10 protein-coding genes are annotated in these 15904 nt (G+C 72.5%); 7 read left to right on the top strand and 3 right to left on the bottom strand.

Annotation, left to right across the window (positions count from 1 at the left end; translation table 11 throughout):
- The first annotated feature begins 69 nt into the window (after positions 1-69).
- From ACIQFZ_RS04570 to ACIQFZ_RS04555, 4 genes are all read left to right on the top strand, one after another.
- Entirely contained in the window at positions 70-4407 is a 4338-nt protein-coding gene (locus tag ACIQFZ_RS04570) for an Rne/Rng family ribonuclease (RefSeq protein ID WP_402690594.1), read from the top strand.
- Between the two features lie 473 nt (positions 4408-4880).
- Positions 4881-5996, top strand: coding sequence for a DegT/DnrJ/EryC1/StrS family aminotransferase (locus tag ACIQFZ_RS04565; protein WP_365435827.1), 1116 nt, complete (start codon positions 4881-4883; stop codon positions 5994-5996).
- Positions 5993-7018, top strand: a complete 1026-nt coding sequence (locus ACIQFZ_RS04560) for a Gfo/Idh/MocA family oxidoreductase (RefSeq protein WP_365435830.1) — start codon at positions 5993-5995, stop codon at positions 7016-7018. The genes ACIQFZ_RS04565 and ACIQFZ_RS04560 overlap by 4 nt, the downstream gene beginning before the upstream one ends.
- A 75-nt stretch (positions 7019-7093) precedes the next feature.
- Complete coding sequence (locus ACIQFZ_RS04555; RefSeq protein WP_365435833.1) at positions 7094-8377, top strand: nucleotide sugar dehydrogenase; 1284 nt, start codon at positions 7094-7096, stop codon at positions 8375-8377.
- A 71-nt stretch (positions 8378-8448) separates the two neighbouring features.
- Here ACIQFZ_RS04555 and wecB read toward each other — a convergent pair whose 3' ends face one another.
- Positions 8449-9540, bottom strand: a complete 1092-nt coding sequence (wecB, locus tag ACIQFZ_RS04550) for a non-hydrolyzing UDP-N-acetylglucosamine 2-epimerase (RefSeq protein WP_365773858.1) — start codon at positions 9538-9540, stop codon at positions 8449-8451.
- Positions 9541-9587: 47 nt separating this feature from the next.
- Positions 9588-10739 carry an acyltransferase family protein gene (locus ACIQFZ_RS04545; protein WP_402690593.1) on the bottom strand — a complete coding sequence of 384 codons (1152 nt, stop codon included), beginning with the start codon at positions 10737-10739 and terminating at the stop codon, positions 9588-9590.
- Positions 10740-11060: 321 nt separating this feature from the next.
- Here ACIQFZ_RS04545 and ACIQFZ_RS04540 point away from each other — a divergent pair, with 321 nt between their 5' ends.
- Together ACIQFZ_RS04540 and ACIQFZ_RS04535 are read left to right on the top strand one after the other, a co-directional pair.
- Positions 11061-12440 carry a glycosyltransferase gene (locus tag ACIQFZ_RS04540; protein WP_402690592.1) on the top strand — a complete coding sequence of 460 codons (1380 nt, stop codon included), beginning with the start codon at positions 11061-11063 and terminating at the stop codon, positions 12438-12440.
- Positions 12440-14530, top strand: coding sequence for a glycosyltransferase family 1 protein (locus ACIQFZ_RS04535; protein ID WP_402690620.1), 2091 nt, complete (start codon positions 12440-12442; stop codon positions 14528-14530). Before ACIQFZ_RS04540 ends, ACIQFZ_RS04535 begins: the two co-directional genes overlap by 1 nt.
- Positions 14531-14623: 93 nt before the next feature.
- Here the strand turns inward: ACIQFZ_RS04535 and ACIQFZ_RS04530 are convergent, their stop codons facing one another.
- Positions 14624-15220 (bottom strand): acyltransferase, encoded by a 597-nt coding sequence (locus ACIQFZ_RS04530; RefSeq protein ID WP_365419578.1) that lies wholly within the window; start codon positions 15218-15220, stop codon positions 14624-14626.
- Between the two features lie 352 nt (positions 15221-15572).
- Between ACIQFZ_RS04530 and rplU the strand changes: the two genes are divergently transcribed.
- The gene (rplU, locus tag ACIQFZ_RS04525; RefSeq protein ID WP_030749991.1) at positions 15573-15893 is read left to right on the top strand and encodes a 50S ribosomal protein L21; all 321 of its coding nucleotides are present in this window, start codon (positions 15573-15575) and stop codon (positions 15891-15893) included.
- Positions 15894-15904 lie beyond the last annotated feature (11 nt).

Genomic DNA, 15904 nt, shown 5'->3' with positions numbered 1-15904 from the left:
GGTGCCGATCGACGTGATCGGCGCCGGACCAGGCGCGGCGCCCGGGAGCCTGACGGGAGATACCCCCGCATGCTCGAACCGACCGAACCCATCGAGGGTTCCGAAGAACTGAACACTCCCAGCGACACCCTGCCGCCGCGTCGTCGGCGCCGTGCCGCGTCCCGCCCGGCGGGTCCGCCCGCCGCCGCGTCCTCCGAGGCCGCGGCCGAGATCACCGCTCCGGCCGTACCGGCCGCCACCTCCGCGGAACTCGCGGAACAGGTGGAGGAGCAGGAGACTTCCGGGGCCGCGGTGACCGCCGAGACGGTAGCGGTCACCGGTGAGGCGCTGGAGGAGACCGAGGAAGCCGCCGCGGAGGCAGCGCCCGCGCGCCGTACGCGCCGCCGTGTCTCCGTGCCCGCCGGGACCCCCTCGACCGCCCAGGGCGAGGCTGCCGCCGAGACCGTCGTGCCGGCGGCGGCCGTTGCCGAGACGTCGGTCACCGGGTCCGGTGCCGTCGAGGCGCCTGCCGGGTCCGTGGAGGTCGGCGAGGCCGCCGCTCCGCGGCGGACCCGTCGGCGTGCCACGCGCAGCGTGTCCGCGCCCACCGCGTCCGCCGCGTCCGCGGAGGCGGTCGACACGGTCGTCCCCGCCACGCCCGCGGAGAGCGCACAGCAGCCGGCGAGTGCCGAGGCTGTCGCCGAGCCGGCGGCCGAGGCGCCCGCGCCTGCCGCTCGTACGCGGCGCCGCGCGACCCGGCGCGTGTCCACGCCCGCCGGTGCCCCCGCCCCGGCCGAGGCCCCTGAGGCCCCCGCGGTGAACGCCGCTCCCGAGGCCACGATCCCTGAGCCCGCGACCGCCGAGCCTGAGCCCGTTGCCCAGGCTGCGGAGGACGAGGCTCCGCGCCGCGCTCGCCGGCGTGCCACGCGGCGTGTGTCCGAGCCCGCCGCCTCGCCCGAGGGTGCGGCGGAGTCCGGGAGCGGCGCCCCCGCCGAGGAGGCCGCGACCCCCGAGCCCGCCGCCGAGGTCGTGGAGGACGCGGCTCCGCGACGTACCCGCCGTCGTGCCACGCGCCGCGTGTCCGAGCCCGCCGCCCAGACCGCGGGCGTCACCGAGGCCCCCGCGGCCCAGTCCGCCGAGGCTCCCGGCGAGGACGAGGCCCCCGCCGCCGTCGCCCCCACCACCCCTGCCGCCGACGAGTCGCAGGCGCCCAAGGCGTCCGCCGCCGAGGCCGGGGCCGAGGAGACCGGGACGCGGCGGAGCCGGCGTCGGGTCGTCCGGCGTGCTGCGACCGGGTTCTCCGAGCCCGCCGCCGAGTCCGCCGCCGGCGACGGCGAGTCGCCGCGTCGGCCCGCGCGCCCCGCCGTCGCCGTGTTCCAGGCGCCCGTCTTCACCGAGCCGATGTTCCAGACCCCGGAGCGGGCCGCCGCCGCTGCGGCGGCCGAGGCCGCGGAGGTCGAGGAGCTTCCGGAGGAGCAGCTCGAGCAGGCCGAACAGGCCGAACAGGTCGAGCAGGGCGTTTCGCGCCGCCGTCGCCGCCGGGGTTCCGGTGGCGAGGAGCCCGAGACCCGGGCGGCCGGGCCCGCCGACGAGTCCGCCGAGGACGAGACGGAGGAGGAGACCGCCGAGTCGGCCGAGGAGGCCGCCGAGGGCGAGGACGGCGAGGAGTCCGGTTCGCGCCGTCGCCGCCGTCGCGGTGGCCGCCGCCGTCGCCGGGGCGAGTCCGCCGAGGACGCGGAGGAGAGCGACGAGCTCGCCGCCGAGCAGGCCGCGCAGGACGCCGAGGACACCGCCGAGCAGCTCGACGAGGACGACGAGGAGTCGGCCGACGAGGACGAGGGCCGGCAGGGTGGCGGTGGCTCCAGCAGCAGCCGACGTCGCCGTCGGCGTCGTCGCCGGGCCGGTGACAGCGGCACGGACAACGAGCCGTCCGCCGACGACCCCGAGCGCACTGTCGTCAAGGTCCGCGAGCCCCGCAAGGCCGCCGAGCCGTCCGACGAGGTGCAGTCCATCAAGGGCTCGACCCGCCTGGAGGCCAAGAAGCAGCGCCGCCGCGAGGGCCGCGAGCAGGGCCGCCGCCGGGTGCCGATCATCACCGAGGCCGAGTTCCTGGCCCGCCGTGAGGCCGTCGAGCGCGTGATGGCGGTCCGGCAGCACGGCGACCGTACGCAGATCGGCGTCCTGGAGGACGGCGTGCTCGTCGAGCACTACGTCAACAAGGAGCAGTCGACCTCGTACGTCGGCAACGTCTACCTCGGCAAGGTGCAGAACGTCCTGCCCTCGATGGAGGCCGCCTTCATCGACATCGGCAAGGGCCGCAACGCCGTGCTGTACGCCGGTGAGGTCAACTTCGAGGCGCTCGGCATGGCCAACGGCCCCCGGCGCATCGAGTCCGCCCTCAAGTCCGGCCAGTCCGTGCTCGTCCAGGTCACCAAGGACCCCATCGGACACAAGGGCGCCCGTCTGACCAGCCAGGTCTCCCTCCCGGGCCGCTACCTCGTGTACGTCCCCGAGGGCTCGATGACCGGCATCAGCCGCAAGCTGCCCGACACCGAGCGGGCCCGGCTGAAGACCATCCTCAAGAAGATCGTCCCCGAGGACGCGGGCGTCATCGTGCGCACCGCCGCCGAGGGCGCGAGCGAGGACGAGCTGCGCAGGGACGTCGAGCGGCTCCAGGCGCAGTGGGAGGACATCCAGAAGAAGGCCAAGAACGGCGGCAGCTCGAGCGCACCGTCGCTGCTGTACGGCGAGCCGGACATGACCGTCCGGGTCGTGCGCGACATCTTCAACGAGGACTTCACCAAGGTCATCGTCAGCGGTGACGAGGCGTGGCAGACGATCCACGGGTACGTCTCGCACGTCGCCCCGGACCTCGCGCCGCGTCTGCAGCGCTGGACCAGCGAGGTCGACGTCTTCGCCACGTACCGGATCGACGAGCAGCTCGCCAAGGCGCTGGACCGCAAGGTCTGGCTGCCCAGCGGCGGTTCGCTGGTGATCGACCGGACCGAGGCGATGGTCGTCATCGACGTCAACACCGGCAAGTTCACCGGCCAGGGCGGCAACCTGGAGGAGACGGTCACCAGGAACAACCTGGAGGCGGCCGAGGAGATCGTGCGTCAGCTCCGGCTGCGCGACCTCGGCGGCATCATCGTGATCGACTTCATCGACATGGTCCTGGAGTCCAACCGCGACCTGGTGCTGCGCCGCCTGCTGGAGTGCCTGGGCCGCGACCGTACGAAGCACCAGGTGGCCGAGGTGACCTCGCTGGGCCTGGTGCAGATGACCCGCAAGCGGGTGGGCCAGGGCCTGCTGGAGTCCTTCTCCGAGACCTGCGTGCACTGCAACGGCCGCGGTGTCATCGTCCACCTGGAGCAGGCGAGCGCGGGCGGTGGCGGCGGGAGCAAGCGCCGCAAGCGCGCCCGCGCCGGTGCCGAGCAGCCGCACGAGCACGAGGCCGTGGCCGCCGAGGTGGTCGCCCCGACCGCCGAGGAGGAGGCGGAGGCCGAGACGGAGGCCGCCGAGCCCATCGTGCTGCCCGCGCTGGAGATGGCCCCGGACGAGGAGCTGTACAGCAGCGTCGCCGAGGCGGAGGCCGCGGCGAGCCGTGGCCGTACGCGGCGCCGGGCGAGCCGGCGGGCGTCCGCGCCTGCGGGCGCGCCGAAGGCGCACGCCGACGGTGGCACCCCGGCTCCCACGGCCCAGGACGTCACGGCGGCCGAGGAGGCCGCGCGCCCGGTGCGCCCGGAGCCGGCGGAACGGGCTCAGGCCGAGCCTGTGGCCGTCGAGGACCCGGCCGTCCCGGCGCCCGCCGCCGAGGCCCCGGTCGAGGAGGCCGCTCCCAAGGGCCGTGCGCGTCGCCGCGCGACCCGCAAGGTGTCGGCGCCCGCCGGCTCCCCGGCGGGTGCCGAGGAGACCGTGGTGACGGTGTCCGAGGCCGCGCCGGTGGCACCCGCCGAGCCGCAGGACGTCGCGGTCGACGCGGCTCCGGTTCCGGCGGAGCAGCCGGAGGCCCCCGCCGAGCCCGTCGCCCCGGCCCGTCCGCGCCGCCGTGCCGTGCGCAAGGCCACCGCGCCGACCGCGTCCGAGGACACGGCCGTCATGGTCGTCCCGTCGGCCCCGGCGGAGGAGGCCGAATCGGCCGCCACCGCGGAGGAGCCCGCCGAGGAGACCGCCGCGGAGGAGACTCCGGCGAAGAAGGCGGCGGCCCGCAAGACGGCCAAGAAGGCGACGGCGAAGAAGGCCGCCGCCAAGAAGACCGCGGCCAAGAAGACGGCCGTGAAGAAGGCCACGGCCAAGAAGGCGGCGAAGACGACGACCGCCAAGAAGACCGCGGCCAAGAAGACGACGGCCAAGAAGGCGACGGCCAAGAAGACCGCGGCAGCGGCCCAGCAGGCGCCGTCCTCGGTCGGCTCGTCGGTGGAGGAGTGACCAGGGCCTAGCCCCGGCCGCGTGCCCCGGCCCGGACACCCCCGCGGTGTGCCGGGCCGGGGCACGCGGCTGTTTCCGGCCCGGCGGGGGTGAGAGGCGCATCCGGTGCCACGCCGCCGCTGCCCGCGCGAGCGCACCCGGACAGCCCGGATCCCCGTCGAACGCCCGAGGTTACGGAGAGGTGGCGGGCGGGGGAACACACGTGCACTTTTGATAACCTGAACGGCGGTATCGGCCGCTGCCGAGACGTACGCCCAGGCGTTTGCCGAGGACCACGGCCGACGAGCACGCCGGACATCCCGCTCGCGGCTGACTCTCTCTCAGAGCACCCCGTCGGCCGGGGATTCGGCGGAGACCTGTACGCCGTCCCCGAGCACCGGTGATCCACGGGAAGCGGACGAACGTGCCACGGCGGCCACCTCCCGGCTCAGGTATGTCGTGCGGCGACAAGGCCGTTGAAGAGGAGGACGCCGATGGCGGACGCCCTGGAGTCCATCCCGGCTGCTCGGCCGGTGATCGGCGATGAGGAGATCGAAGCCGCGGTGCGCGTGCTGCGCAGCGGCAGGGTCGTGCAGGGGCCCGAAGTGGCCGCCTTCGAGTCGGAGTTCTCCGAGTTGGTCGACGGGCGCCACTGCGTCGCCGTCAACTCCGGGACCTCCGCGCTCCATCTGACCCTGATGGCCCTCGGTATCGGCCCGGGCGACGAGGTGATCGTGCCCTCGTTCTCCTTCGCCGCTTCCGCCAACGCCGTCCGCCTGGTCGGCGCCGACGTCGTCTTCGCCGACATCGAACCCGGCAGCTTCTGCCTCGATCCGGACGCGGTCGAGGCGGCCGTCACCCCGCGCACCGCAGCCGTCATGCCGGTCCACCTGTACGGGCACCCGGCGGCCATGGACCGGCTCCTGCCGATCGCCGAGAAGCACGGCCTCGCCGTCGTCGAGGACGCCTGTCAGGCCCACGCGGCTCAGCTGAACGGCACCCCGGTCGGCGCGTTCGGCACCGCCGGAACGTTCAGCTTCTACCCGACGAAGAACATGCACGCCCTGGAGGGCGGCATGGTCACCACCGCCGACGCCCAGGTGGCGCGGACCCTCAGGCTGCTGCGCAACCAGGGCATGGAGCAGCGCTACGCCAACGAGATCGTCGGCGCCAACATGCGGATGACGGATGTCGCGGCGGCCATCGGGCGGGTGCAGCTCGGGCGGCTCGCGGAGTGGACGGACCGCCGCCGCGCCAACGCCGCCCACCTCGACGAGCACATCACGGCGCTGGTGACGCCGCCGGTCGCCGAGGGCGCGCGGCACGTCTACCACCAGTACACCGTGCGCGTGTCCGAGGGCATGGACCGGGACGCGGTGCAGGAGCGGCTCACGGCCGCAGGAGTGGGCAACGCCGTCTACTACCCGACCCCCATCCACCGGCTCACTCCGTACTGGGAGCCGGACCGCAAGGCCGGCCGGACCTGGGACCTGCCTCAGACCGACCGGGCCGCCGCCCAGGTCGTGTCGTTGCCGGTCCACCCGTCCCTGACCGACTCCGACCTCGCGCGCATCGCCGACGCCGTGAACAGCCTGGGAGACACACTGTGAGCAGGGCGAAGCTGCGGGCCGGTCTCGTCGGCCTGGGGTCCATGGGTCGTCACCACTGCCGGATCCTGTCCGAACTCCACGGCGTGGAACTGGTCGCCGTCGTCGACCCGATGGGCGACAAGTTCGGTGTCGCGCGGGGCGTGCCGATCCTGGAGTCCGTCGAGCAGCTCGTCGCGCTGGGCGTCGACTACACCGTGGTGGCCTGCCCGACCGCGCTGCACGAGGAGATCGGCCTGCAGCTCGCCGAGGCCGGGGTGCACGCGCTGGTCGAGAAGCCGGTGGCCGACACCGTCGAGGGCGCGCGGCGGCTGGTCGAGGCGTTCGAGGCCCGCGGCCTGGTGGCCGGCGTCGGCCACATCGAGCGCTACAACCCGGCGCTGCAGAGCCTGCGGGCCCGCCTGGAAGTGGGCGAATTGGGCGAGGTGTTCCAGGTCGTGACCCGTCGTCAGGGGCCGTTCCCGCACCGCATAGCCGACGTGGGAGTGGTCAAGGATCTGGCGACCCACGACATCGACCTGACCGCCTGGGTCACCGGCAAGCCCTACGTGTCGGTCTCCGCGCACACCGTCTCCAAGAGCGGCCGCCCGCACGAGGACATGGTCGCCGCCGTCGGGCAGCTGGTCGACGGCACGATGGTCAACCACCTCGTCAACTGGCTGAGCCCGCTCAAGGAACGGTTCACCTCGGTCACCGGCGAGCGCGGCTGCTTCATCGCCGATACCCTCACCGCGGACCTGACCTTCCACTCCAACGCGGCCGTCGCGACCGAGTGGGAGGCTCTTCAGGCGTTCCGCGGCGTCGCCGAGGGCGACATGATCCGTTACGCGATCCCCAAGCGGGAGCCGCTCCTCGTCGAGCACGAGTTCTTCCGGGACGCCGTGCTCGGCCGCTCGCACGAGATCTCGACGCTCCGCCAGGGCCTGCGGACGGTCGAGGTGGCCGCCGCGGTGCTCGAATCCGCCGCCACCGGCGACACCGTGCGGCTGGACACGGCCGACGACGCCGTGCCGTCCGGGGCCTGACGCTCAGCCCATCGCTTCCGGCCGGGTCCCGTGTCCCGGTCCCGCAGTACGCCCCGAGAAAGAGGCACCCCGTCCATGAACATCTGCGTAGTCGCCCTCGGGAAGATCGGCCTGCCGCTCGCCGTGCAGTTCGCATCCAAGGGCCACCGGGTGATCGGCGCCGACGTCAACGAGAAGGTCGTCGACCTGGTCAACGCCGGTACCGAGCCCTTCCCCGGCGAGCACGCCCTCGACGTCCGGCTCAAGCAGGCCGTCGACGACGGGCTGTTGTCCGCCACCACCGACACCGCCGACGCGGTGGCCCGGTCCGAGGCCGTCGTCGTGGTCGTGCCGCTGTTCGTGGATGCCGAGGGCGTGCCGGACTTCGGCTGGATGGACGCGGCGACCAAGGCCATCGCACAGGGGCTGAAGCCGGGCACCCTGGTGTCGTACGAGACCACACTGCCCGTCGGCACGACCCGCGACCGGTGGGCGCCGATGCTCGCCGAGGGCTCGGGGCTGACCGCGGGAGAGGACTTCCACCTGGTGTTCTCCCCGGAACGGGTCCTCACCGGCCGGGTCTTCGCCGACCTGCGGCGCTACCCGAAGCTGGTCGGCGGCATCGACGAGGCGTCGACCCGGCGCGGCGTGGACTTCTACCGGCAGGTCCTCGACTTCGACGAGCGCGACGACCTGCCGCGGCCCAACGGCGTGTGGGACCTGGGTACCTCGGAGGCGTCCGAGATGGCCAAGCTCGCCGAGACCACCTACCGGGACGTCAACATCGGCCTGGCCAACCAGTTCGCGCGCTTCGCCGACACGGCGGGCATCGACGTCAAGAAGGTCATCGAGGCCTGCAACAGCCAGCCCTACAGCCACATCCACCAGCCGGGCATCGCCGTCGGCGGCCACTGCATCCCGATCTATCCGCGGATGTACCTGTGGAACGACCCGCAGGCCACCGTGGTGCGTGCCGCCCGCGAGGCCAACGCGGCCATGCCGGCGTACGCCGTCGACCTCCTCGCGGCCGCCTACGGCGACCTGACCGGCGTGAACGTCCTCGTGCTGGGCGCCGCCTACCGGGGCGGCGTCAAGGAGACCGCGTTCTCCGGCGTCTACGGCACGGTGGAGGCGCTGCGCGAGCGCGGCGCGGTGCCCTGCGTCTCCGACCCGATGTACACCGCCGAGGAGCTGACCGCGCACGGCCTGCCCCCGCACGAGGGCCAGACCGTGACCGCCGCCATCCTCCAGGCCGACCATGCCGAGTACCGCGAGCTGTCGGCAACCGACCTGCCCGACGTACGCGTCCTGGTCGATGGCCGCCGCACCACCGACCCGGCCCGCTGGGAGGGCGTGCGCCGGGTCGTCATCGGCGGCTGACCCGCTCCGTACGGCGCTGAGCCCCCGCCCGGACCACCGGGCGGGGGCTCAGCGCCGTACGCGGGCTCCGGTCAGGCGCCGGCCGCCTCCTCCATGAGCCGCACGACACGGCGGGCCGCGGTGCCGTCACCGTACGGAGTGCCGCGCGGTGTCCGGGGCGCGGGACGGCAGGCGATGCCGGTCCACTCGGCGGCCGGCTTCTCGTGCGGATCGGGCACGAGGACGTTCCAGCCGTCCTCCAGGGTTTCGACCCACTCGGTCTCCGGCCGCACCGTGGTGCACGCCCGGTCGAGCAGGTACGCCTCCTTCTGGAGACCGCCGGAGTCGGTGACCACACCGGCAGACGCGAGCACCGCGGCGACCAGACCCGCGTACGGCAGCGGACGGCCGACGCGGACGGATCCCTGCTCCAGCTTGATGCCGTGCTGCTCGGCACGGGCGACGAGGCGCGGATGGGCGAGCAGGGCCACGGGCAGCGGAAGCCCGGCCAGCGACCCCACGAGCGCGGAGAGGCGCTCCGGGTCGTCGGTGTTGTCCGGCCGGTGCAGGGTGGCCAGCAGGAACGGCTGCGCCGGGTCGATGCCCTCGGGCAGCGCCGGCGCCGGGTGCTGCCCGGCGAGCACGGCGTCCCGGATGCGCAGGCAGATGTCGACCATGACGTCGCCGGACAGCCGGGCGCGGTGCTCCAGCCCCTCGTCGGCGAGGTGTCGCATGGCCTCCTCGGTGGGCGCGAGCAGCAGGTCGGCGCAGTGGTCGGTGAGCACGCGGTTGTGCTCCTCCGGCATGCGGCGGTTGAACGAGCGCAGCCCCGCCTCGAGATGGGCGACGGGGATGTGCTGCTTCACGGCGGACAGAGCGCCCGCGATGGTCGAGTTGGTGTCGCCGTACACCAGGACCCAGTCCGGCCGGTGCTCGTCGAGGACGGGGTCCAGGGCGGACAGCACCGCGCCGGTCTGCACGCCGTGGCTTCCGGATCCGACCCCGAGGTGCACGTCCGGGTCCGGGATGCCCAGCCCGCTGAAGAAGACGTCCGACAGGTCGGCGTCGTAGTGCTGGCCGGTGTGCACGATGACGTGCTCGTGCTCGGTCTCCGCGAACGCGGCGGCTATGGGGGCCAGCTTCACCAGTTGGGGGCGGGCTCCGACGATGCTGATGACTTTCACGGCGTCTCTTCTTCTCGGTCAGGGGCGGTGGGTCCGGGCGTGCGGCCTCACTCGGCGCATGCGGTCTGCGGTCGCGGCCTCGGCGCCGCGGAGCGCGGGCCGAGTCTGCGCAGCGTGCGTTCGGCAGGGCGTTCGATCCACTGGTAGGCGGCCGCGGACAATGCCAGGCTGATCACCAGGACGAGCGTCCAGACCTCGATGGTCTCCGACAGCGACACGGGGCGACCGTGGAAGCCCTTGACGATTCGGATGACTATTTCATGAATCAGGTACCAGGCGAACGACCAGTGTCCCAGCCGGATCATCCAGGAACCGCCCAGTCCCGTGCGGCGTCCGTCGAGATCCGCGCGGGCGGCCGCGACGACGAGCAGGGCGAAGAGCGGGGTGGACAGCAACTGGGAGGCGCTGTACGGGCTGTACCAGAGGGCGTCGGGTACGGCACGGGACCAGGGGATCAGCAGCAGGTGCCAGGCGACGACCAGGCCGACGGCGACCGACAGGGGCACGCGGGGACGCCATCCGCGCCGGACGGCGAGCCCGGCCGCCACGCCCACGACGAACTGCAGCGAGCGGGTCAGCGGTACGTAGTCCAGCGCCCATACCCGCAGGAACGTGTCCGAGACGGTGGAGGCCGCCGGCCACACCAGGAGCAGGGCCGCGCAGCAGACCGCCGCCGTCCACGCCCACGTCCGTGCCCTGCGGGGCGCGAGAGCGGCCAGGAGCAGCGGGAAGACCGCATAGAAGAACGCCTCGTCACTCAGTGACCAGGCGGCCGGGTTCCCCGCTGACGCGTAGACCGGGTCGGGCACCCAGGCGTGCAGCAGGACCAGTGACGTGGTGACCGCCGCACCCGGGATCGCGACGTTCTGGACGGCCATGACGGCCACCGACAGGGCGGTGCTCACCATCATCAGCGGCCAGATCCGGGCGAAACGCCGCCACATGAAGACCTTTGCCGGGACGCCGGCTCCGTCGTACGTCCACGCGAGGACGAACCCGGAGAGCACGAAGAAGAAGGTCACTCCGGAGCGGCCGTACCACACCGCGTCGCTGAGGCCCGGGATCTTCCCCACTCCGCGGGAGAGGTGGTAGAGGACCACGGTCAGCGCGGCCCAGAAGCGCAGGCCGGTGAGAGAGGGCAGCCGGTCACGGCTCGGTGCGGTACCGGCTGCCGGAAATCTCTCGGAGCTCGGTGCCATGTGCGTCCCCCCGGTCATCCTGCGTTTCCTCGTCGTCGCAGGGCCGACCGAGCATACGATCCGCCCGGCGACGCGCGGCGGGGGGTCAGGAGTTGCCGTGAGGCGGACGGTGGCTGTCGACGAGGGAAAGGATTGTCGAACGTGTGTGATAATCCCTCCATTTGGAGGCGGCGGGACCGACACATCACCGCACGGTGGAGGAAGGCCACGACCACCAGGGAACCGGCCACTGGGCCCCGCTCGGTGCGCGCCCCGCCTTCACCATGGCTGAGCGAGGAAGCACGGCCGCCAGAGTCAACCACTCCAGTCGAGGACAAGTCTGTGCCACCCGCCGATCTGACGTCCGCCGAGGGCCGGGACAAGCCGCATCTGCTGTATTTCGCGATCGGTTTCCCGCCCGCGGCCAAGAGCTGTGCCTACCGCATGCGGGAAACCGCCAACCAGTTCGCGGCTCACGGGTGGCGGGTCACCGTGGTCACCATCGAGGACGAGTCCTGGATGATCGACTCGGGCATCGACCCGACGCTCTCCGACCCGGTCGATCCCAGGATCGACGTGGTCAAGCTGCCGCTGTCCCGCGACGACCTCGAGACGGACCTGCGGAAGTTCTCGCGGGAGCGGGCACTGGACCCGGATGCCTGGCTGCGCCAGGCCCGAAAGGACGTCCAGGAGATCTTCCCCGACCCGGTGTTCGGCGCCTGGCGCCCCGCCCTGGAGGAAGCCGCCCTCCACATCCACGCCGAGAACCCAGTGACCCTCTCGATGGCCAGTTGCGTGCCCTACGTGCAACTCGCCGCGATCCGGCGCCTCTACGACGATCACCAGGTCCCCTACGCGGTGGACTTCCGCGACGGCTGGTCGCTCGACGTCGTGGAGGGTGTCGAGGCGTTCCTGGAGGACTCCCCGGCGGGTGTCTGGGAGTCCCGGATGCTGGCCGACGCGGTGGCCTTCTGGTGCGTCAACGACCCCATCGCCGAGCACTATCGCAGGCGTTACCCCGACGCGCGCTCCCGGATCCACGTCGTGCGCAACGGCTACGACGCCGACAGCGTCGACCTGCCGACCACCGTGCGCGACCCCGACGCCCCGCTGGTCTTCGGCTACCTCGGGACCGTGACGTTCCCGGTGCCTCTGCTGGCCAAGGTCCTCGACTCCTGGAAGGCGGCCCGCGAACGCGAGCCGCTGCTGGCCGACGCCACACTCGAAGTACGCGGGCACATCGGTGTCGGAGCGCGCCAGGGGGCGAACCGGCACATGGAGATGCTGCACGAGGCCGCCGCCGAGGGCGTCGTCGTCGGCGGACCGGTGCCCAAGGGCGAGGTGTCCGAACTCTACGGCCGGTGGAACGCCCTGCTGCTGATCATCGTCGGCGGCAGGTACACCACGTCCGGGAAGGTCTACGAGTACATGGCCACCGGGTTGCCCGTCGTCTCGGTCCACGAGCGTGAGCACGACGCCTCGGACCTGCTCGAGGGCCATCCGCTGTGGACCGGCGCGTACGGCCTCGACGTCGAGAAGCTCACGGAGTCGTTCTGCCGGGCCGCGTACATGGCGACGTCGGCCACGGACGAGCAGTGCCGGGCGGCCAAGGCACACGGGGCGTCCTACCAGCGGGGCGCGGTCATGGCGCCCGCGGTCCGCGAACTGACCGAACTGGTTCTCGACGCGCGGAACGCGGCGAAGGAGAGGGTGGAATCGTGATGGACGTGCTCGTCGTGGTGGGGCGCACGCCCAACACCGACATCTTCCGGACGTTCGTCGGCGAGATGAAGAAGCTGGACGTTCGTGTGCATGTGGTCGGGACGTTCGCGCAGAACCGGATCGACGCGGAGTGGGGGATCGACACCGTCCACCGGGTCGCGACCGACGGCGCCAACCTCGACTGGCGCGCCCGCGGCCGTGCCGTGCACGCCCACCCGCACGAGCGCTTCTGGGCTTACGTCGGCGGCGACGACAAGGTCCTGCGCCTCGCCGGCGCGGCCGATGTCATCGTGGCGGCCGACTCCAAGGCCTACTACAGCGGCTGGGAACTGGCACGGCTGAACACCGGCGCACACGCCTGCGTCGGCTTCGGTGCGGCCCAGCGCCTGGTACGGGCGCTGCAGGACGGCAACGCCCCGGCCGTGTCGGTGCCCGACGCGATGGACGACGGTCCCCAGCGCGAGCGGATCTCCGACGGCGCGCTGCTCCTGGGCCACGAGAAGATGCTCGGCTCCCGGATCGGTTCCGCCGTCGCCCGGCGGGTTCCGCTGCTTCCGCTGCCCCAGCAGACCCGGGTCGACGTGACGCGCAGTGTCATGACCGGCCTGTTCGGTCTCCGCCAGGCACGGGCTGCGGTGGCGACCGCCGGCGCGGCCGCCCAGCGGCTGCGGGACACGGAGTCGCGGGCCGAGGTGCTGCGCACGGCGACGCGGCGTGCGCTGAGCCACGGGTTCACCCCCGACACGCTGCTGGCGTCCGCCGAGGCCGATCTCGCCCACGCCGACAGCCTGTTCGCGGCGGGCGACGCTGCCGGTGCGGCGGAGTTCGTGCACTACGCGCTGCAGACGGCGTTCCACCGGGTCGCCCACATCGATCAGCGCGAGAGCCCGCTGCCGAAGCGCGCGGAGGAGTTCGCCCGTCTGATCACCGCGTCCACCGCGGGTGCGGCGGCGACCGCGGCGCAGGGCCGGGTGCGTCCGGCGGCCGAGCCGGAGCCGGGCCGGCCGCGGCGGTTGCTGGTCGTGACGGACGGAAACGACAACTTCCTCGGCCTGATCAGGAACCACTACGAGTCGAATCCGGATGTCGAGCTGAAGTTCCTCGACATCGCCGACTACCCCGGCATCAAGCGGCTCGCCGGGAATCGCCGGGGGCTGATCGCTCACCGCCTCGGCGGCGACGCCATGTACGGCTTCACCGCCGAGCAGCACCTGCGCCCCTACCTCGACTGGGCCGACACGGTGTTCGTCGACTGGTGCGCCGCGGCCGCGGCGCTGTTCACCTCCGTGGACCCGGGCACCGCCCGCATCGTCGTGCGGCTGCACAGCTACGAGACATTCTCCTCCTGGCCCCGGCTGACGGACTTCTCCCGAGTCGACGACCTGGTCTTCGTCGCGGACCACATCCGTGACCTGGCGCTGCGTTCCGTGCCGGCCCTGACCGGACCACAGGCGCCGCGCACGCACATCGTCGACAACGGCATGGACCTCGCCGGCTTCGCCCTGCCGAAGAACCCCGACGCCCGCTTCACCGTGGGCATGGTGGGCATCGGGCAGGTCGCCAAGGACCCCCTGTGGGCCCTGCGCGTCATCCGGGAACTGCGCGGCCGCGACGAGCGCTACCGGCTGGTGATGATCGGCGGCGACATGGACACGAAGGCGAGTCAGGCGGCCGCCGCCTACCAGCGCTCCTTCCAGCGCAAGGTGGCCCCGTTGGTGAAGGAGGGGGCCGTGGAACGCCGGGGAGCCACCACCGACGTGCCCGGCAGTCTGCGGGACGTCGGCGTCATCCTCAGCAGCTCCGTGCGCGAGGGCTGCCACGTCGGCGTGATGGAGGGCGCCGCCAGCGGGGCGGTTCCCGTCGTCCGTGACTGGCCCTTCTTCGCGGGGCAGAAGCACGGCGCCTCGACGCTCTACCCGGCTGACTGGGTGGTGAGCACCCCGGAGGCGGCCGCGGACCGGATCCTCGCCGTCACCGCCGACGAGGAGACGTGGGCGGGGTACGGCCGCGAGAGCGAGAAGTACGCCCTGGCCTCGTGGGACTGGCCGGTGGTCCGGGGAGAGTTCGACCGGCTCTTCGGCATCGGCTGACGTCGAGAGCGCGGCCCTTGGCCCAGGAGGGCATGAGACGGCCCGTGGTCCGCAGGAGGGTTCCTGCGGACCACGGGCCGTTCGTTCACTTTCTCAGGCGTCGCGCTCGGTGAGGACGCCGTCCTTCTCGTCGTACAGCGCACCCGTCTGCGGGCACTGCCACACCCCGGCCTCCTTCTGCGCGAGCTTGTGCCCGGCGCGCCCCACCCAGCCGGTCTGCCGCGCCGGCACGCCCATCACCAGGGCGAAGTCGGGCACGTCCTTGGTGACGACGGCTCCAGCGGCGACCATGGCCCAGCGGCCCACGCGGACCGGGGCGACGCACACCGAGCGGGCCCCGACGGACGCGCCCTCGCCCACCGTGACACCGACGGCCTCCCAGTCGCCGCCGCGCTTCTGCTTGCCCTCGGGGTCGACGGAGCGCGGGTTGTGGTCGTTGGTGAAAACGACGGCCGGGCCGATGAAGACGCCGTCCCCGAGTTCGGCCGGCTCGTAGACGAGTGCGTAGTTCTGCAGCTTGCAGTTGTCGCCCATGCGTACGCCCGAGCCGACGTACGCGCCGCGGCCGATCACGCAGCCCTCGCCCAGACGGGCGTCCTCACGGATCTGCGCGAGGTCCCACACGCTGCTTCCGGCACCGATCTCGGCGCTCTCGTCGACCTGGGCGCTGGGCTGGACCCTGTAGTTCACCTGGCTGCCTTCCCCTGTTGGCTTCGTCGGCGAGCATATTCCCCGCCGCGGGAGGACCCGCGTCCGCCCTCGTCGGCATGGGCACGCTCGGCACGAGAGAGCTCTGCGCCCTGGTCCTGGCGGGAACGTGCAGGTTTCCGTGGTTCATCGGCGACTGACGGCCCGGTTTGACCCCTCAAGCCGGGCCCCGTAACCTTGACCGTCGGCGTGTCGCCAGATGCGTCCCATCCTCGTAAACCTCTTCCTCCCGGGAAAGGGCCCGCACGGGCTGTGGCCGGGAGAGGCTGTTCGCGCGTGTCGCGGGGCGGCTGGACTGCGGGGATGCCGTTCCGAGCGAGAGAGTGAGATCCGCGTGTACGCCATCGTGCGCAGCGGTGGTCGCCAGCACAAGGTTGCTGTCGGCGACATCGTTGAGGTTGACAAGATTTCCACTGCCAAGGTTGGCGACACGGTCGAGCTCTCGACCCTGCTCGTTGTCGACGGCGACGCTGTGACCAGCGACCCGTGGGTGCTGGCCGGCATCAAGGTCCAGGCCGAGGTCGTGGACCACCACAAGGGCCAGAAGATCGACATTCTGCGCTACAAGAACAAGACCGGCTACCGCCGTCGGCAGGGCCACCGCCAGCAGTACACGGCGATCAAGGTCACGTCGATCCCCGCGGCTGCGAAGTAAGGGACTGAGGA

It is taken from the genome of Streptomyces sp. NPDC093064 (assembly GCF_044754605.1).
Classification (GTDB): domain Bacteria; phylum Actinomycetota; class Actinomycetes; order Streptomycetales; family Streptomycetaceae; genus Streptomyces.
Note: the sequence above shows the minus strand (reverse complement) of the source record. Positions and strands in the feature narration are given on the sequence as shown.